Annotated in this window: 15 protein-coding genes and 1 pseudogene; 12 read left to right on the top strand and 4 right to left on the bottom strand. The window is 66.4% G+C overall.

Annotated elements, in window-relative coordinates; translation table 11 throughout:
- Positions 1-36 precede the first annotated feature (36 nt).
- From ACOHX0_RS15750 to ACOHX0_RS15730, 5 genes are all read left to right on the top strand, one after another.
- Complete coding sequence (locus tag ACOHX0_RS15750; protein ID WP_420678032.1) at positions 37-471, top strand: YeeE/YedE family protein; 435 nt, start codon at positions 37-39, stop codon at positions 469-471.
- 1 nt (position 472) lies between these two features.
- Positions 473-910 carry a DUF6691 family protein gene (locus ACOHX0_RS15745; protein ID WP_420678031.1) on the top strand — a complete coding sequence of 146 codons (438 nt, stop codon included), beginning with the start codon at positions 473-475 and terminating at the stop codon, positions 908-910.
- Entirely contained in the window at positions 907-1,824 is a 918-nt protein-coding gene (locus ACOHX0_RS15740) for an MBL fold metallo-hydrolase (RefSeq protein WP_420678030.1), read from the top strand. The genes ACOHX0_RS15745 and ACOHX0_RS15740 overlap by 4 nt, the downstream gene beginning before the upstream one ends.
- 39 nt (positions 1,825-1,863) lie before the next feature.
- Entirely contained in the window at positions 1,864-3,642 is a 1,779-nt protein-coding gene (locus ACOHX0_RS15735; RefSeq protein WP_420678028.1) for a SulP family inorganic anion transporter, read from the top strand.
- 80 nt (positions 3,643-3,722) lie between these two features.
- Entirely contained in the window at positions 3,723-6,101 is a 2,379-nt protein-coding gene (locus ACOHX0_RS15730) for a methyl-accepting chemotaxis protein (RefSeq protein WP_420678027.1), read from the top strand.
- Between the two features lie 64 nt (positions 6,102-6,165).
- Here ACOHX0_RS15730 and ACOHX0_RS15725 read toward each other — a convergent pair whose 3' ends face one another.
- The 3 genes from ACOHX0_RS15725 to ACOHX0_RS15715 all read right to left on the bottom strand — a co-directional run bounded on the left by ACOHX0_RS15725 (position 6,166) and on the right by ACOHX0_RS15715 (position 8,917).
- Positions 6,166-6,996, bottom strand: a complete 831-nt coding sequence (locus tag ACOHX0_RS15725) for an isocitrate lyase/PEP mutase family protein (RefSeq protein ID WP_420678025.1) — start codon at positions 6,994-6,996, stop codon at positions 6,166-6,168.
- A gap of 234 nt (positions 6,997-7,230) precedes the next feature.
- On the bottom strand, positions 7,231-7,845 hold the full coding sequence (locus ACOHX0_RS15720; RefSeq protein WP_420678024.1) for a glutathione S-transferase family protein: 615 nt from the start codon (positions 7,843-7,845) through the stop codon (positions 7,231-7,233).
- 22 nt (positions 7,846-7,867) lie between these two features.
- Positions 7,868-8,917: an aldehyde dehydrogenase family protein gene (locus ACOHX0_RS15715; protein WP_420678022.1), complete on the bottom strand. Its 1,050-nt coding sequence runs from the start codon at positions 8,915-8,917 to the stop codon at positions 7,868-7,870.
- A 236-nt stretch (positions 8,918-9,153) separates the two neighbouring features.
- On the opposite strand from ACOHX0_RS15715, the gene ACOHX0_RS15710 reads away from it, so the two are divergent.
- The 7 genes from ACOHX0_RS15710 to ACOHX0_RS15680 all read left to right on the top strand — a co-directional run bounded on the left by ACOHX0_RS15710 (position 9,154) and on the right by ACOHX0_RS15680 (position 17,051).
- The gene (locus ACOHX0_RS15710) at positions 9,154-10,185 is read left to right on the top strand and encodes a LacI family DNA-binding transcriptional regulator (RefSeq protein ID WP_420678020.1); all 1,032 of its coding nucleotides are present in this window, start codon (positions 9,154-9,156) and stop codon (positions 10,183-10,185) included.
- A gap of 114 nt (positions 10,186-10,299) precedes the next feature.
- Positions 10,300-11,607: an ABC transporter substrate-binding protein gene (locus ACOHX0_RS15705; protein ID WP_420678019.1), complete on the top strand. Its 1,308-nt coding sequence runs from the start codon at positions 10,300-10,302 to the stop codon at positions 11,605-11,607.
- 241 nt (positions 11,608-11,848) lie between these two features.
- Positions 11,849-12,679: a carbohydrate ABC transporter permease gene (locus tag ACOHX0_RS15700; RefSeq protein ID WP_420678160.1), complete on the top strand. Its 831-nt coding sequence runs from the start codon at positions 11,849-11,851 to the stop codon at positions 12,677-12,679.
- A 10-nt stretch (positions 12,680-12,689) separates the two neighbouring features.
- Positions 12,690-13,520: a carbohydrate ABC transporter permease gene (locus tag ACOHX0_RS15695; RefSeq protein WP_420678017.1), complete on the top strand. Its 831-nt coding sequence runs from the start codon at positions 12,690-12,692 to the stop codon at positions 13,518-13,520.
- A gap of 12 nt (positions 13,521-13,532) precedes the next feature.
- Entirely contained in the window at positions 13,533-14,537 is a 1,005-nt protein-coding gene (locus tag ACOHX0_RS15690) for an ABC transporter ATP-binding protein (RefSeq protein WP_420678016.1), read from the top strand.
- Between the two features lie 46 nt (positions 14,538-14,583).
- Positions 14,584-16,128: a mannitol dehydrogenase family protein gene (locus tag ACOHX0_RS15685; RefSeq protein ID WP_420678015.1), complete on the top strand. Its 1,545-nt coding sequence runs from the start codon at positions 14,584-14,586 to the stop codon at positions 16,126-16,128.
- On the top strand, positions 16,125-17,051 hold the full coding sequence (locus tag ACOHX0_RS15680) for a carbohydrate kinase family protein (RefSeq protein ID WP_420678013.1): 927 nt from the start codon (positions 16,125-16,127) through the stop codon (positions 17,049-17,051). Before ACOHX0_RS15685 ends, ACOHX0_RS15680 begins: the two co-directional genes overlap by 4 nt.
- 430 nt (positions 17,052-17,481) lie before the next feature.
- Here ACOHX0_RS15680 and ACOHX0_RS15675 read toward each other — a convergent pair.
- A pseudogene (locus ACOHX0_RS15675) lies at positions 17,482-17,595 on the bottom strand (IS5/IS1182 family transposase); the annotation flags it as partial.

Here is a 17,595-nt window from a genome sequence, read left to right as displayed (position 1 = left end):
ACGGCGGCGTTGTCTGCCTGAATACGGAGTGCTGACATGGAAACTGAGTTCACCCCCTTGGCCTCGCTCGCGGGCGGCGCGCTGATTGGCGTCTCCGCGGTGCTCTTGATGGCCACCAATGGCCGCATCGCCGGGATCAGCGGTCTTACCTCGCGCATCTTCGCGCGGTCCACCGATGGCGAGGCGCGCGGCGTCTCGGCGATGTTCGTGCTGGGGCTGTTGCTGGCGGCACCGCTCTGGGCGCTCGCCTCCGGCGGCTGGCCGCAGCAATGGGTGCCCTCCAGCCCGCTCCTGATGGCAGCGGCCGGGCTCCTGGTGGGCTTTGGCGCGGTCTTCGGCAGCGGCTGCACCTCGGGCCATGGCGTTTGCGGCATCTCCCGCGGCTCGATGCGGTCGATCCTGGCGACAGTCACCTTCATGGCGACGGCGTTTGTGACCGTGCTGGTCGTCCGTCACGGGTTCGGAGGCTGACGTGAAACAGATTTTTGCGCTTCTCTCCGGCCTGATCTTCGGCCTCGGCCTCATTCTCTCGGGTATGGCAAACCCGGCCAAGGTTCTGAACTTCCTCGATCTCTTCGGCTCGTGGGACCCCTCGCTCGCCTTCGTAATGGGCGGCGCCATTGCGGTCACCGCACCGGGCTTCGCACTGCTGACCAACCGCCTGCAAAAGCCGCTGTTCGACAATGAGTTCCGCATCCCCACCCGCACCGACCCCAAACTCCTCACTGGCGCAGCACTGTTCGGTGTCGGCTGGGGGCTCGGCGGCTTCTGCCCCGGCCCGGCGCTCACCGCGCTGCCGATTGGCGCCACCGGCACGCTGATCTTTGTGCCCTTCATGCTTGCGGGCATGTGGCTTGCCCGCAATGCAGGCAACCTCCCCACCCTGTTTTCGAAAGGAGCAGCCCAATGAGCGATCCCCTGGAAACCCCTGTCGTGCGCTTTTCCCCCGCCACCGGCCCGGGCAGCCCCGATGTCTGGGGCATCTACGAACCCGATACCGGCTCGATCCAGTACATCTGCGCCGACCCGGAGACGAAAAAGGCGGCGCTGATCGACGTGGTGTGGAATTTCGACCACCGCAGCGGCACGTTCTCTACCGAGAGTCTGGAGCAGGTGCTGGGCCTGGTCGAGGAAAACGGGCTGGAGGTGGTCTGGGTGCTCGACACCCATCCGCATGCCGACCACGTGATGGCCTCGGCGCAGCTGAAGGAGCGCACCGGCGCGCCCAATGCCATCGGCGCGCTGGTGCAGGAGATCGCCAAAATCTGGGCGGACCTCTACAACCTGCCGAATGCCTTCGACCCCAAGCGCGACTTCGACCGTCTGTTCCAGGAGGGCGAGACTTTCGAGATCGGCAACCTCGGCGTCAGGGTCATGCTGTCGCCGGGCCATACGCTTGGTTCGATCACCTATGTCTGCGGCGATGCGGCTTTCGTGCACGACACGCTGATGCAGCCGGACGTGGGCACCTCGCGGTCAGACTTCCCGGGGGGCGACACGGGCGAGCTGTGGGAGACGATCCAGGCCATCCTGTCCCTGCCCCCGGAGACCCGCCTTTTCATCGGCCACGACTACGGCGCGCCGGGGCGGGACGAGCCGAGGTGGGAGGCGACCGTGGCCGAACACAAGGCGGAGAACAAACATGTGAAGGAGGGCACCACGCGGGAGGACTATATCAAGCGCCGGCAGGAGCGCGATGCGACCTTGGCGCTGCCCGACCGCATCCTGGCCGCGCTTCAGGTGAACTTGCGCGGCGGCCGCCTGCCCAAGGCCGAGGATGACGGCCACCATTACCTGAAACTGCCCGCCAACCGCTTCCGCTGAACGGGCGCACCGCCCCATCCCCTTAAAACGGTTCCCGCGATGTCCCTGCGCCCGCTGACGCAATACCTGCCCATCCTCGACTGGGGCCGCCGCTATGGCCGCGCTGAATTCACCGGCGATGCGGTGGCGGCGGTGATCGTGACTATCATGCTGATCCCGCAGTCCCTGGCCTATGCGCTGCTGGCCGGTCTGCCGCCCGAGGCCGGGATCTATGCCTCGATCGTGCCGATCCTGCTTTATGCGGTCTTCGGCACCTCGCGCTCGCTGGCGGTGGGACCGGTGGCCGTGGTGTCACTTATGACCGCGGCTGCCGTGGGTGAGGCGGCGCAGAGCGGCACGGCAGGATACGCAGCGGCGGCGCTGACGCTGGCGGGGCTCTCGGGAGCAATGCTTCTGGCGCTGGGGCTTCTGCGGCTTGGGTTTCTGGCCAACTTCCTGTCGCACCCCGTGATCGCGGGCTTCATCACCGCCAGCGGCTTGCTGATCGCCGCCAGCCAGCTGCGCCACATCCTTGGCGTGGAAGGCGGCGGCCACACGCTGCCGGAGATCCTTGCGGGCCTGTCGGAGAACCTCGGCAGCACGAATGTCATCACGCTGCTTATCGGTGTTTCGGCAACCGCCTTCCTGTTTTGGGTGCGCGGCGGGCTGAAACCGCTTTTGCGCCGGATCGGGCTCGGCCCGCGGCTCGCTGATCTGGGCGCCAAGGCCGGGCCGGTGCTTGCCATTGCTGCCGCGACGCTTGCGGTGCGGGCTTTCGGGCTGGAGGCGCGCGGCGTTGCCATCGTCGGCGACGTGCCGCAAAGCCTGCCTCCGCTGACCCTCCCGTCCTTCTCACCAGCGCTGATTTCGCAGCTGGCGCTTCCCGCGCTGCTGATCTCCATCATCGGCTTTGTCGAAAGCATCTCCGTCGCGCAGACACTTGCCGCAAAAAAGCGCCAGCGCATCGACCCCGATCAGGAGCTGATCGGGCTTGGCGCAGCAAACCTCGGCGCGGCTTTCAGCGGCGGCTTCCCTGTCACGGGCGGCTTCTCCCGCTCGGTGGTGAACCATGATGCCGGCGCCGAGACCCCCGCCGCGGGCGCCTTCACCGCGCTTGGGCTGGCGCTGGCCGCGCTGTACCTCACACCGCTGATCCACTACTTGCCGAAGGCGGTGCTTGCCGCGACTATCATCACCGCAGTGCTGAGCCTGGTCGACTTTTCAATCCTGAAACGCGCCTGGGCCTTCAGCCGCGCCGACTTTGCCGCCGTCGCCATCACCATCGCGCTCACCCTGCTGGCCGGGGTGGAGGCCGGTGTGTCGGCTGGTGTGCTGACGTCGATCCTCGTGCATCTCTACAAGACCTCGCGCCCGCATATGGCGGTGGTCGGCCGCGTGCCCGGCACTGAGCATTTCCGCAACGTGCTGCGCCATCGGGTGGAAACCCAGCCGCATGTGCTGTCGCTGAGAGTGGACGAAAGCCTCTACTTCCCGAACGCCCGCTACCTGGAGGACCAGCTTGCCGCTTATGCCGCCGCCAAGCCCGAACTGACCGACGTGGTGCTGATGTTCCCGGCCGTGAACGAGATCGACCTCTCGGCGCTCGAATCGCTGGAGACAATCAACACCCGCCTGCGGGAAGCGGGCATCCGGCTGCATCTGAGCGAGGTGAAAGGCCCGGTGATGGACCGGCTGAAGCGCAGCCATTTCCTGGAGGATCTGACCGGTGAGGTGTTCCTGAGCCAGCACGAAGCCGCTTGCACCCTGGCCAAACCGGAACCCGGTGGAGCCCCCCGTGCGGCGGAAACCGCAGCAATTTCCTCCAAATGCGGCGCTTAGCGGTAAATTAACGCCTGCGCTGTCTTCTGCCTGCCGAGATTCCGCGCAGCCCTCCGGCTCGCGCGGCAGGGGAGGACGACATGAAAGCACTTTCATCTCTGAAGATCGCCTACAAGCTGCCGCTCTTCGTGGTCGGCTTCGGCATTCTGATCACCGCCTTCATGGTGGTGACCAGCACGGTGAATTTTCAGAACCGGGCCATCAAACAGGCGAACGAACAGTTCGAGGCGATGGTGACCAGCCGCAAGACCGCGCTGGAGACGCTGATCGGCGCGATCAACGCCGACCTGCGGACGCTGGCCGGCACGCCCTCCACTGCCACCGCGCTGCAGCGCCTCTCGGCCGCCTGGGGCAGCCTGGGCGCCGATGCGGGCAGCCAGATGCGCGAGACCTTCATCACCGCCAACCCGCACCCGCCGGGCGAACGGCACCTGCTGGACCGCGGCCAGAAGACGATCCCCTACAACATCCACCATTCGAAATTCCACCATTCCTTCCGCACCCTGCTGACCGCCAAGGGCTATACCGACGCCTTCCTCGTGAGCGTGCCGGGAGAGGTGATCTACACCGTCTTCAAGCGCGACGAATACGGCACCAACCTGGTGAGCGGGCCCTACAAGGACAGCGACGCCGCAAAACTGTTCCAGGCCGCGCTGGAAGCCGAGGACGGCGCGGTGCTGTTCTCCGACATTGCGCCTTATGCGGCTGACGGCGGCGCGCCGGCCGCCTTTGTGGCCACCAAGGTGGGCACGGATGCCGGTTCCACCGCGGGCGTGCTGGTGCTGCGGGTGCCGGTGGACATGATGAACACCATCATGAACGACGCCAAGGGCATCGGCGAGACCGCCGAGGTCTACCTGATCGGTCAGGACCTGCGGGCGCGCTCCAACTCGCGCTTCGGCGGCGGCCATGCGGCGCTCGAAACCCTGCCCGGCGGCCCCCATATCGCGGCGGCGCTGGACGGAACCGCGGGATTCTTTGCCGAAACCACCGGCCTCAGCGGCCAGAGCGTGGCGGCTTATGCCGCACCGGTACCGATGCTCAACACCACCTGGGCCATCGCAATCGAGCAGGACCGCGCCGAGCTGCTGGCGCCGGTGGCGCGCGACCGCAACATCCAGATCCTGATCTCGCTTGCTGGAGCGGCGCTGCTGTCGGTCTTCGGCTGGCTCTTTGCCCGCTCGATCACCCGGCCGCTCGATGGCATCTGCAACAGCATGGAGGCGGTCTCGGGCGGCAATTTCGACACCGAAGTGGCCGAGGCCCGGCGCGGCGACGAAATCGGCAAGATCGGCAAGACCCTGGTGAGCCTGCAGGACGACCTGCGAGAGGGCCGCGCCGCGGAGGAGAAGCGCGCCCAGCAGCAGCAGGAACAGGAGGCGGTGGTTGCAAGCCTCAGCGCGGGGCTGGTGCGCCTCGCGGGCGGCGACTTCTCGCAGCCGATCAAGGCGCCCTTCCCGGCCGGCCACGAACAGCTGCGGCACGACTTCAACATGACCGTCAAGACGCTGCACAGCACCATCGCACAGGTGATCGAGGCCGCGAGCAGCATCCGCAGCGGCGCGGGCGAGATCAGCCAGTCCTCCGATGACCTGTCGCGCCGCACCGAAACCCAGGCCGCAACGCTGGAGGAAACCGCCGCGGCGCTCGATGAGCTGACCGCCAGCGTCAAATCCGCCGCCGAAGGCGCGCGCTCGGTGGAAAGCACCATGGGCGAAGCCCGCAGCGAGGCCGAGGCCAGCAGCGGCGTGGTCCGCGACGCGGTGGCCGCAATGACCGAGATCGAACAGTCCTCCACGCATATCTCGCAGATCATCAGCGTGATCGACGACATCGCCTTCCAGACCAACCTGCTTGCCCTGAATGCAGGTGTCGAGGCCGCGCGCGCGGGCGAAGCGGGCAAGGGCTTTGCCGTGGTCGCAAGCGAAGTCCGCGCGCTCGCACAGCGCTCGTCGGATGCGGCGATGGAGATCAAGACGCTGATCGGCGACAGTTCGAAACACGTGGCGCGCGGCGTCGACCTTGTCGGCAAGACCGGCGAGGCGCTGAGCGGGATCGTCAGCCGGGTGAGCCATATCGCCGGGCTGGTCTCGGGTATCGCCGAGGGCGCGGCGGAACAGTCCACTGGCCTGGCCGAGATTAACACCGGTGTCAGCCAGCTCGACGAGGTGACCCAGCAGAACGCTGCCATGGTCGAAGAGGCCACCGCGGCCGGCCACATGCTGAACTCGGATGCGTCGAAGCTGGCCGAACTCGTCTCACACTTCAACCTCGGTCCCGGCGCCGCCGCCAAGGCCGCAGCCCCTGCCCAGGCGCCGTCCGCTGCGCCCCCGCAAGCCGCGGCGCCGCAGGCCGCCTCGGCCCATGGCCGCGGCTGGCACGCGGACGCGCAGCCGCCCAAACCCGCCAAGGCAGCGCTGGAAGGCAATGCGGCAAAGGATCTCTGGCAGGATTTCTGAGCCCGGCCGGACCGCCAGGCCACGGGGCACCGACAGGCGGAGGCGCCCCCTCCTCTGCCCGCTCTTAGTCCGCGGCGCTGCCCGGCCCGCCCAGCAGCAGCTTGTCCACTTCGCTTCCGGGCATCGCGTCAAGCAGGCGGGAGAAATCGCCCTCCCCCAGAATGCCGCGGGCGGCCTCGATCAGCGTCGTCTGGGTGAGCCGCGCCAGCGCCGAGCCGAGCGAGATCCGCGCCGCCCCGGTCCGCGCAAACTCCGCCCGCGGTACACCGGCGTAAGGACCTGCCGCCAGCACGTTCACCGGCTTTTCGGTGGCTTCGCAAACCCGTTGCAGATCCGCCATCGCAGCCGGCAGCGGCACATAGAGGCAGTCCGCTCCGGCTGCATCGAAGGCGCGCAGGCGCCGCAGCGCCTCTTCGATATCGTAGACGCCGTTCATGATGCCATCGGCCCGCGCCACCAGCACGAAATCCTGCGGCAGCGCGCGGGCGGCAGCGGCGGCGGCGCGGATGCGCTCCACCGCCAGATCAAAGCCATAGGCGCCGCCATCAGCCATGTCGGTGTCCTCGATCGAACAGCCCGCAAGCCCCGCCTCCGCTGCCAGCCGCACCGTTTCGGCCACGGTCCCGGGCGCATCGCCATAGCCGTTTTCGAAATCGCCCGAGACCGGCAGCGGCGTCGCCGCAACCAAGTCCTGCGCATGGGCCAGCGCCTCGTCCCGGGTGACATGGCCCATGTCGGGCCGCCCCAGCGTGAAGGCATGGCCGCTCGACGTGCTGCCGATCGCCTGAGCGCCCAGCGCCGCCAGGACCTTGGCGCTGCCCGCGTCCCAAGCGTTGGCCAGGATAAAGGGGTTGCCCCGCTGATGCAGCGCGCGGAATGTCTCGCCGATGGTCATGTCTTGTCCCTCCCCGCGGGCCCGGCCCGCCCTTCGGCCGCGATCATGAGCCAGCCGGGGCGAAAGCACAATGCGCAGCATGTCAGGGCCTGTATCAGGGCCGCGCGCGGGTCAGAGCGGCTGCAGGTTTAACGCCTGGCCGTCCAAGCGTCCGGTCGCCACGGCCCCGGCGACGAGAACTTTCAGGCTCACGATCATCTCGTTTTCAGGCGCGGCGCGGTGCCCCGCACCGGGTTAATTCGGCGGGGCCATCGGGCCTGCGGCCTCGGCCGCGGCGATGTATCCGGGCTGCTGCTGCAGCGCCCGCCAATAGGCCGCGACCTTGGGATGCCCGCCCATCAGTCCGAAATGATCCAGCAGCGCCAGCAGGTAAGACATCTGGATATCCGCCAGCATCAGCTGGCTGCCAAACAGCATCGGCCCCTCGCCCAGCTCGCCGCTGATGTAACTCAGGTGCTTGTTCAGCGCCGCTCTCGCCTGCTCCGGCGCCGCCTTGCCGCGGAAAGCGGGCAGGATCACCGGCAGTGCCGCCTCGGCAAAGGAGGACTCGACGTAATCCAGCAGCGACTCGTGGCGCCAGAATGCCTCCGTCCCGGCCTCCGGCTGGTGGCTGGTATCGCCGAACTTGGCCGCCAGGTAGCGCAGGATCGACGCGGATTCGGCGATCATCTGCCCCCCGTCCTCGATCACCGGCGACTTGCCGAGGGGGTGCACCCCGGACAGCGCCTCCGGCGCGCGGAATTCGGCGGTGCGCTCGTAGTCGATGCGCTCGCAGGGCTGGTCCAGATCGGCCAGCAGCCACAGAACGCGGGTTGCGCGGGAGTATTTCAGTGCGTGCAGAGTAATCATGGGAGATAGATCGCCTTTATGTTTACGAATTTCTCATGCCAAAGCCGCCGGGCTCGCGGCCGCAGCCCGAGTCCTTGACGCCGCCGAGGGGCATGTTCGGGTCCGCCGCCCCGAAGGAGTTGACGCGGATCATGCCGGTGCCGAGGTGACGCCGCCCAAGTTCCAAGGCCCGTTGCCCGTCCTGCGGGAAGATACCGGCGCCCAGGCCACAGCGGCTCTCATTGGCAAGCCGCATCGCGTCTGCATCGTCCTTGGCCCGGATAGTCGAGACGACGGTGCCGAGCATCTGGTCATCACAAGCGGGCATCCCGGGTTTCAGCCCGGCAAGAACGGCGGCCGGATAATTGGCGCCCCCGCCCGTGGGCACTTCATCGCCGCAGAGCATCTTGGCCCCGAGTCCGGCACTTTTCTCCACCAGTTTCTTCACGGTGCCGAACTGCTCCTGGCTGGAGAGCGGGCCGGGCTGGCTGTCCTTCTTCATCGGGTCGCCCATGCGGATCTCTTGCCTCTGATCCACGAACGCCGCGGTGAAGGCGTCATAGGCCATATCCGTGACGATGAGGCACTTGGCCGGCACGCAGGTCTCGCCGTTGTTGTAGAGCCGACCCGTCACCGAGTATTTCACGGCTGTTTCGAAGCCGCCATCCTCCGGCACCGGATAGGCGTCCTTGGAGCCCAGCTCCAGCACCGTCTTTATCAGCGCCTTCGCGGCGGTGGCGTCGATGTGGCGGTCGGCGGCATCGCTGCCGGTCATGGTGACGCCGCGCACCTTGGAGTGCCCCATCAGCATGTCGCTCACGTCGTGGCCGATCAGGATCACCTGGACCAGGTCCACGGGCAGCCCCGGCTCGATACACAGTCCGCGCAGCTGCAGGTCCGATCCGGTGCAGGTGCCGGCAGGTTTCAGGGTGCAGCCATTACCCGCGATCAGGTCGGCCGCCAGCACACGTGCCGGCCGGCGGAGCGGGAAATCCCACGGCTGGATCAAGCAGATCACGCCGGTCGGCTGATAGGTGACAGCGCCGCCCTTGCCGCCGCGGCCACTAGTCCGCTCTTTGGTAATGGCCGCCATGGCGCTCCCTCTGGTCCTGTGAACACAACCGGCCAGAGCAGGCGCCGGTTCCAAGCAGCCGGGCAAACCGCCCCTGCCATTTTGCCGCACCGGCTGACCGGGGCTGCCCGGGCCGCTCCGGGCCGGACTGGAAATGGGCTGTAAAATTTTCCGCGCGTCAACTATGGTTGCAGGCAGACTTCCGGCACCGCCGCCTCGGCAGTGCCCTGCGGACAGAAGGCAAGGCGGACAGCGGTATGGACGGCAAGAAGATAAGGAATATGGAGGAATTTGCCGCGGTCAGCGGGATTTCCCGCCCGACACTGTCGAAATTCTTCAACGACCCGGACAGCGTCCGCGCCTCGACCCGGCAGCGCATCGAAGCCGCGCTGGAGCGCTACGACTTCCGCCCGAACCTCTATGCGATGAACCAGAACCGGCGGCTGACCAAGACAATCGGCATCGTGGTGCCCAATCTGGCCGACCCGTTCTTTGCCAAGATCGCGGGCACCATCGAGGATCATATCCTGGGCACAAGCTACCGGCCCGTGCTGCTGGGCTCGCATGGCAGCACGGAGCAGGAGATCGCCAACCTCGAAAACCTGCGGCTCCTGAAACCCGCAGGCGTGCTGCTGGCGCCGCTTGGCCGGACCTCCGACCGGGACTACATCAAAGCCTTCTGCGAGGAAGTGCCGGCGGTGATGTTCGACGCCAGCATCGAGGACGCAGGGGCCGGATTTGTCGGCTCAGACAACAGCCAAAGCGTTGGTCTCATTGTCGATTACCTCTGCCGCACGGGCGAGCCGCCCGCCTTTTTCGAGATGAAGGCACCCACCAATCCGAACGCCCACAAGCGGCGCAACGCCTATCTCGCCGCGATGGAGCGGCTGGGGCACAAGCCGCATCTGATCCAGGCCGAAGGCGACGGCTGGGAGTTCGAGGAGATCGGCTTCCGCGAGGCCACCCGGGTGGTACGCGACCGGAACCTGCCCACAGACACGATCCTGTGCAGTAACGACCGCCTTGCGATCGGGGTCTTGTCAGCGGCTTATGAGGCCGGACTGCGCGTCGGGCTGGACCCGGGCTGCGCGCTGCGCGTGGCGGGTCACGATGACCACCCGTTCTCGCGCTACACCTGCCCGGGCCTGACCACCGTGTCGCAGGATTACGAATCCATCGCCCGGCAGAGCGTGGAAACCGTGATGGCGCTGATCGAGGCCGGAACCCCCGCCGATTCGCGGCAGGAAACCCTGTTTGACGGGCGGCTGGTGATGCGGGGTTCTGCCTAAGGTGCTGATTTCTTCCGGCAAAGGTAAAAACTTTACGCGCGTAAATTTTTAAATTGACGCAAACGGAGCCACGGCGCTACCCTTACGGCAGACATCTCAACAGGGAGGTAGAGGATGTTTGTTAAAAAGGCGCTTTATGCGGCCACTGCTCTTTCGCTAATCGCGGCGGGCGGCGCATCTGCCGAAACCATCACCATCGCGACCGTGAACAACGGCGACATGATCCGGATGCAGGGTCTGACCGATGAGTTCACCGCCAAGACCGGCCATGAGGTCGAATGGGTGACGCTGGAGGAGAACGTCCTGCGCCAGCGGGTGACCACCGACATCACCACCAAGGGCGGCCAGTTCGACATCATGACGATCGGCATGTACGAAACCCCGATCTGGGGGGCGAACGGATGGCTTGTCCCGCTCGACGATCTGTCGGAGGAATACGACGCCGAGGACATCCTGCCCGCCATGCGCGCCGGTCTGAGCCATGACGGGACGCTCTACGCGGCGCCCTTCTATGGCGAAAGCTCGATGATCATGTACCGCACCGACCTGATGGAGAAGGCCGGTCTGGAAATGCCCGATGCGCCAACCTGGGAGTTCATCCGCGAAGCTGCGGCAGCGATGGATGATCCGGAAGCCGACATCAACGGCATCTGTCTGCGCGGCAAGGCCGGCTGGGGTGAAGGCGGCGCCTTCATCACCGTGACCGCCAACTCCTTCGGCGCGCGCTGGTTCGACGAGGACTGGAACGCCCAGTTCGACCAGCCCGAGTGGAAAGAGGCGCTGGAGTTCTACGTCAGCCTGATGAACGACTACGGTCCGGCAGGCTACGCCACCAACGGCTTCAACGAAAACCTGTCGCTGTTCCAGCAGGGTAAGTGCGGCATGTGGATCGACGCCACCGTGGCGGCTTCCTTCGTGACCAATTCCGATGAGTCGCAGGTCGCTGACAAGGTGGGCTTCGCGCTTGCGCCCAACAAGGACGGCGTAAGCAAGCGCGCCAACTGGCTCTGGGCCTGGGCGCTGGGGATTCCGGCGGGCACCCAGAAGGCCGATGTGGCCAAGGAGTTCATCGAGTGGGCGACCTCGAAGGAGTATATCGAGCTGGTCGCGGCCAAGGAAGGCTGGGCCAACGTTCCGCCCGGTGCGCGCATCTCGCTCTACGAGAACGCCAACTACCAGGAAGTGCCCTTTGCAGGCATGACGCTCGAGTCGATCAAGGCCTCCGACCCGGAGAACCCGACGGAGAAGCCGGTGCCCTATGTCGGCATCCAGTTCGTCGCCATTCCGGAGTTTGCCGGCATCGCAACCGAAGTGAGCCAGGAATTCTCCGCCGCCTACGCAGGCCAGCAGTCGATCGACGAGGCGCTTGAGAAGGCGCAGGCCATCACCAACGAAGCGATGGAAGCCGCCGGCTACCGCTGACGCTTTCGCTCAAGACCGGGGCGGGCGGCACGCCGCCGCCCCGGCACCCCAAAAAGCGCATGATCGTCCAAGGCGGCCTCTGCCGCCAAGGGAGGAGGAACACCCAATGGCAACGCAACACTCCCAACCCGCGGACCGGCTCGGTATGGCCACACCCGCGCCGGAAACCGGAGCGGCAACCCCGCCCGCCCCGGCAGACCACAGGGCCGGCTCCCGGCACGCCCGCGCCGCCGCCCGGCTGATGCTGGCCCCCGCAGTGGTGCTGCTCCTGGGCTGGATGCTGGTGCCGCTGACCATGACGCTTTATTTCTCCTTCAAGAAATACCTGCCGCTGCGCGGCGGCGACCTCGGCTGGGTCGGTTTTGACAACTACGTCCGCTTCGTCTCTTCCAGCGCCTTCTGGCCCAGCGTGCAGGCGACGCTGGTGATCGTCGGCGGTGTGCTGGTGATCACCGTGGTGCTGGGGGTGCTGCTGGCGCTGCTGCTCAATCAGCCGATGTGGGGCCGCGGCATCGTGCGCATCCTGGTGATCGCGCCGTTCTTCGTGATGCCCACCGTGTCCGCCCTGGTCTGGAAGAACGTCTTTATGGACCCGGTGAACGGCCTTCTGGCGCATCTGTGGCGCGCCTTCGGTGCCGACCCGCTGGTCTGGCTGACCGAGGCCTCCACCCAGTCGATCATCCTGATCGTCAGCTGGCAGTGGCTGCCCTTCGCCACGCTGATCCTTCTGACCGCGATCCAGTCGCTGGACAGCGAACAGCTGGAGGCCGCCGAGATGGACGGCGCCCCGCCGGTGAAGCGCTTTGCTTTCATCACCCTGCCCCACCTGTCGCGGGCGATCACCGTGGTGGTGCTGATCCAGACCATCTTCCTGTTGTCGATCTTTGCCGAGATCTTCGTCACCACCCAAGGCGCCTTCGGCACCCGCACCCTCACCTACCTGATCTTCCAGCGCGTGCTGGAGAGCCAGAACGTCGGGCTCGGCTCGGCCGGCGGGGTCTACGCCATCATCCTCGCCAACATCGTTGCCATCTTCCTGATGCGCATCGTCGGCAAGAACCTGGACGCGTAAGGAGGCTCTCATGGCACGCGCAACAACACCGCACCGCAAAGCCCTCAACACCGCCGTCGCATGGGGAGTGGGCCTCCTGATCTTCTTCCCGATCCTCTGGACCGCGCTGACCAGCTTCAAGACCGAGGCTCAGGCCATCGCCGACCCGCCGATCTTCCTGTTCTTCGACTGGACGCTGGAGAACTACGCCGTCGTGCAGGAGCGCTCCAACTACGGCCGCTTCCTGTGGAACTCGATCATCATCGCGGGCGGCTCCACCATCCTCGGCATCATCATCGCGGTGCCCGCCGCCTGGTCGATGGCCTTTGTGCCGACGAAGCGGACCAAGGACATCCTCCTTTGGATGCTGTCGACCAAGATGCTGCCGGCGGTTGGCGTGCTCTACCCGATCTACCTGATCTTCATCAAGATGGGGCTGCTGGACACCCGCACCGGCCTGGTCATCGTGCTGATGCTCATCAACCTGCCGATCATCGTGTGGATGCTCTACACCTACTTCAAGGAGATCCCGGGCGAGATCCTGGAAGCGGCGCGGATGGATGGCGCCACCCTACGCGAAGAAGTGCTCTATATCCTCACCCCGATGGCCATTCCCGGCATCGCCTCGACGCTGCTGCTCAACGTGATCCTGGCCTGGAATGAAGCCTTCTGGACGCTGAACCTCACTGCGGCCAAGGCAGCCCCGCTCACCGCCTTCATCGCCAGCTATTCCAGCCCCGAAGGCCTGTTCTACGCCAAGCTGAGCGCGGCCTCCACCATGGCCATCGCCCCGATCCTGATCCTCGGCTGGTTCAGCCAGAAACAACTCGTCAGCGGCCTCACCTTCGGCGCCGTGAAATAAGGAGACACGCTTATGGGACGCATTACTCTGGACAAGGTCTCCAAAAGCTTTGGCGACGTGCAAGTCATCCCGCCCCTGGACCTGACCATCGAAGATGGCGAGTTCACCGTCTTTGTCGGCCCCTCGGGCTGCGGCAAATCCACCCTGCTGCGGCTGATCGCCGGGCTGGAGGACGTAAGCTCGGGCCAGATCCGCATCGACAAGCAGGACGCCACCCATGTGCCCCCCGCCAAACGCGGCCTCGCCATGGTGTTCCAGTCCTACGCGCTTTACCCGCATATGTCGGTGCGCAAGAACATCGCCTTCCCGATGCGCATGGCCAAGGTCCCGACCGAGGAGCAGGACCGGCGCATCGAGGCCGCCGCCAGGGCGCTGAACCTCACCGATTACCTGGACCGCCGCCCCGGCCAGCTTTCGGGCGGCCAGCGCCAGCGGGTGGCGATCGGCCGCGCCATCGTGCGCGAACCTTCCGCCTTCCTGTTCGACGAGCCGCTGTCGAACCTCGACGCGGCACTGCGGGTGGGGATGCGACTGGAAATCTCCGAGCTGCACGAACGGCTGGAGACCACGATGATCTACGTGACCCACGACCAGGTCGAAGCGATGACCATGGCCGACAAGATCGTAGTGCTTCATGCCGGTGTGATCGAACAGGTCGGCTCGCCGCTCGAGCTCTACCACACGCCGCGCAACAAGTTCGTGGCGGGCTTCATCGGCTCCCCCAAGATGAATTTCATCGAAGGCCCCGAGGCCGACAAATACGGCGCCCGCACCATCGGTATCCGTCCCGAGCATATCGACGTCTCGGGCGAGGACGGCGTCTGGTCGGGCACGGTCAGCGTCTCGGAGCACTTGGGCTCGGACACCTTCTTCCATGTCCACGGCACCGGGCTGGCGGAAACCATGACCGTGCGCGCCAGCGGCGAAGTGAGCTTCCGCCACGGCGACCGCATCTTCATGACCCCGCGGGCCGATGTGATCCACAAGTTTGATGCCGAAGGACTGCGGATCGCATGAGCCCGCGCGAACCGGACTGCAGGACAGGTGAACAATGGAGGGGCTGATGGAACGGCACACGGAAAACCCCGCGCCCGTAAAACTGAGCGAGGCAGCGTTGCAGAGCCTGCCCGCAGGCATCCCGGGCCCAAGTTATGACCGCCGCGCCCTGACGCCCGGCATCATCCACATCGGGCTCGGCAACTTCCACCGCGCGCATCAGGCCTGGTATCTGCACCGGCTGATGCAGCAGGGGCTGGCGCAGGACTGGGCCATCCTCGGCGCCGGGGTGCGGCCCTATGATGCCGCCATGCGGCAGAAGCTGCTGGCGCAGGACTGCCTGACCACGCTGATCGAGCTTTCCCCCGAAGGCGTGGCGGCCGAGGTCACCGGCGCGATGACCGGCTACCTGCCGATCGAGGCAGGCAACGGTGCGCTGATCCGCGCCATGGCCGATCCAGAGATCCGCATCGTGTCGCTCACCGTGACCGAGGGCGGCTATTACCTCGACCCGGCAACCGGCGGGCTGGACGCCGCTCACCCGGACATCCACCATGACGTGGAAAACCCGGACCATCCGGACACCGTCTTTGGCGCCATCGTGGCGGCGCTGAAGCTGCGCCGCGATGATGGATCCGGCCCCTTCACCGTGCAGAGCTGCGACAACCTGCGCGGCAACGGCCGCATCAGCCGCCAGGCGGTGGTCTCGCTCGCGGGCCTCTCCGACCCGGCGCTGGCAGAGTGGATCGATGCCAACTGCAGCTTCCCGGACTCCATGGTCGACTGCATCGTGCCCGCGACCGGCCCGGAGGAAATCGCCCTTGCCCGCAAGCTGGGCATCGACGATGCCGCCCCCGTCACCCATGAAAACTACCGCCAGTGGGTGATCGAGGATGACTTCTGCGCCGGCCGGCCCGACTGGGACAATGCCGGAGCGGTGTTCACGCCGTCGGTGCATGACTACGAGACGATGAAGATCCGCATCCTCAACGCAGGCCACCAGGTGCTGGCCAACGCAGGTGAGCTGCTGGGGCTGGAAACCATCGCCGATTGCATCACGCACCCGCTGCTCTCCGGCCTGTTCCGCAAGGTCCAGCGGCAGGAGATCGCGCCCTATGTGGACGCGGTGCCGGGGATGGCGGCCGAAGACTACGTGCAGCTGATCGAACGCCGCTTCTCCAACCCCGCGATCCGCGACACCACCCGGCGCGTGGCTTTCGACGGCGCGTCGCGGCACCCGGGTTTCGTGCTGCCGGTCCTGCGCGACGCGCTGGCGGCCGGCGGCCCGGTGGCGGGGCTGAGCCTGGTGGAGGCGCTTTGGGCCCGGATGTGCGCAGGAACGCGCATGGATGGCAGCGCGATCGAGCCCAACGACCCGCAATGGGACAGCCTGCACGCCGCCGCCCAGGCGGCCCGGCTGCGCCCTCAGGCCTGGCTGGAACAGCGCCACATCTACGGGACACTGGCGGAGGATGACGGCTTTGCCGCCGAATTCGCCCGCTGGCTCACTCTGATCTGGGATCAGGGCTGCGAAGCCGCGCTGCGCGCCTATGTTGCACAGGACCAGCCCCTGGACGGGGCGCAAGACAGCCAAAGGAAACCCGCCCCATGATCCTCTGCTGCGGCGAAGCCCTCATCGACATGATCCCTGCCCCGACCGTGCGAGGCCCCGAGGGCTTCGTCCCCCATGCCGGCGGCGCGGTCTTCAACACCGCCATCGCGCTCGGCCGCCTGGGGGCGCGGGCGGGGATGCTGACCGGCCTTTCCACCGACATGTTCGGCCGCCAGCTGCTTGAGGCGCTGGAGGCCAGCCACGTGGACACCGCGCTGGTGCTCGAATCCAGCCGCCCCACCACCCTCGCTTTCGTCCGGCTGGTGGACGGCCACGCCAGCTACAGCTTCTTTGACGAAAACTCGGCCGGGCGGATGCTGGAGCCCGCAGCGATGCCGGAGTTGCCCACCGAGGTCTCGGCCCTGTTCTTCGGCGGTATCAGCCTCGCCTCCGAACCCTGCGCCGATGCCTACGCCGCGCTCTTGGAACGCGAGGGCGCAGGCCGCGCGGTGATGCTCGACCCGAACATCCGCCCCCGCTTCATCGCGGACGAGGCCCGCTACCGCGCCCGGCTGGAGCGGATGCTGGCGCAAGCAGATATTGTGAAGGTCTCCGACGAGGACCTGAACTGGCTGCTGCCCGATCCTCTCTCCCTGCAGCAGAAGGCCGCCGCCCTCTTGGAACGCGGGCCTTCCGTGGTGATCCTGACCCGTGGCGGCGAGGGCGCCACCGGTTATCTGGCAAGCGGGGCCAAGGTCCGGGTCCCCGCCGTGCGGGCCGAGATTGCCGATACCGTCGGCGCGGGCGACACCTTCAACGCAGGCGTGCTGGCCAAACTTTCCGGGCTGGGACAGCTCACCAAACCCGCGCTCGCCGCCCTGCCGCCCGAAACCCTCGAACAGGCGTTGGAGCACGGCGCGCGGGTTGCGGCAGTGACTGTCTCCCGCCCCGGCGCCAACCCGCCCTGGGCCGCGGAGCTGTAACCGCGGCTCCCAAGCGCCGCTGTTGCGTTGTGTCCGGTGCCAGTCAAACCGGCCGACCCAGCGTATAGCAGCGTATAAAAGCCAAGCCCGCCGCCCGGCCAACGCGCCCGGGCTTGGCCGGGCTGAGACATCATGGTTTTTGATACTTATTCCGGCGGCCTGCTGCGGCCCGGCCCTCGGCTTGGCGTGCGGACCCTCTGACTTTGCGGATTCACATATTCAGAATCAAACGTGCGGGGTTCGGGTGCCCCTTTTTACCTGACACGCCATTTGCGGGTGTACACCTGGATGTGAATGCAAGCCCCGAACAAGTTGCCGGTGGGGCTTGTTGGTTCAACGGTTCAGAATGGACCAGTTTCCCAAATGCAGGAGCGAGCTTTCTTGCCGGGTGTCTCGGCGTTGATGCCTCGGAAAGCACTAGGGTCAGGACTCATAGCCAGTAAATGACGAGTGCGGCGAGGGCGATGGCTGAGAGGAAGACCTTCGGGCATCTGTCGTATCGGGTCGCCACACGCCGCCAATCCTTCAGCCTGCCGAACATGAT

Origin of the sequence: Cribrihabitans pelagius (genome assembly GCF_048820915.1) — a bacterium.
Lineage (GTDB): Bacteria > Pseudomonadota > Alphaproteobacteria > Rhodobacterales > Rhodobacteraceae > Cribrihabitans_A > Cribrihabitans_A pelagius.
This window is presented reverse-complemented; position numbering and strand designations above follow the sequence as displayed.

Coding starts and splice junctions, on each gene's coding strand:
- ACOHX0_RS15750 (WP_420678032.1), top strand. CDS start 37: ATGGAAACTGAGTTCACCCCCTTGGCCTCGCTCGCGGGCGGCGCGCTG.
- ACOHX0_RS15740 (WP_420678030.1), top strand. CDS start 907: ATGAGCGATCCCCTGGAAACCCCTGTCGTGCGCTTTTCCCCCGCCACC.
- ACOHX0_RS15735 (WP_420678028.1), top strand. CDS start 1,864: ATGTCCCTGCGCCCGCTGACGCAATACCTGCCCATCCTCGACTGGGGC.
- ACOHX0_RS15730 (WP_420678027.1), top strand. CDS start 3,723: ATGAAAGCACTTTCATCTCTGAAGATCGCCTACAAGCTGCCGCTCTTC.
- ACOHX0_RS15725 (WP_420678025.1), bottom strand. CDS start 6,996: ATGACCATCGGCGAGACATTCCGCGCGCTGCATCAGCGGGGCAACCCC.
- ACOHX0_RS15720 (WP_420678024.1), bottom strand. CDS start 7,845: ATGATTACTCTGCACGCACTGAAATACTCCCGCGCAACCCGCGTTCTG.
- ACOHX0_RS15715 (WP_420678022.1), bottom strand. CDS start 8,917: ATGGCGGCCATTACCAAAGAGCGGACTAGTGGCCGCGGCGGCAAGGGC.
- ACOHX0_RS15710 (WP_420678020.1), top strand. CDS start 9,154: ATGGACGGCAAGAAGATAAGGAATATGGAGGAATTTGCCGCGGTCAGC.
- ACOHX0_RS15705 (WP_420678019.1), top strand. CDS start 10,300: ATGTTTGTTAAAAAGGCGCTTTATGCGGCCACTGCTCTTTCGCTAATC.
- ACOHX0_RS15700 (WP_420678160.1), top strand. CDS start 11,849: ATGCTGGCCCCCGCAGTGGTGCTGCTCCTGGGCTGGATGCTGGTGCCG.
- ACOHX0_RS15695 (WP_420678017.1), top strand. CDS start 12,690: ATGGCACGCGCAACAACACCGCACCGCAAAGCCCTCAACACCGCCGTC.
- ACOHX0_RS15690 (WP_420678016.1), top strand. CDS start 13,533: ATGGGACGCATTACTCTGGACAAGGTCTCCAAAAGCTTTGGCGACGTG.
- ACOHX0_RS15685 (WP_420678015.1), top strand. CDS start 14,584: ATGGAACGGCACACGGAAAACCCCGCGCCCGTAAAACTGAGCGAGGCA.
- ACOHX0_RS15680 (WP_420678013.1), top strand. CDS start 16,125: ATGATCCTCTGCTGCGGCGAAGCCCTCATCGACATGATCCCTGCCCCG.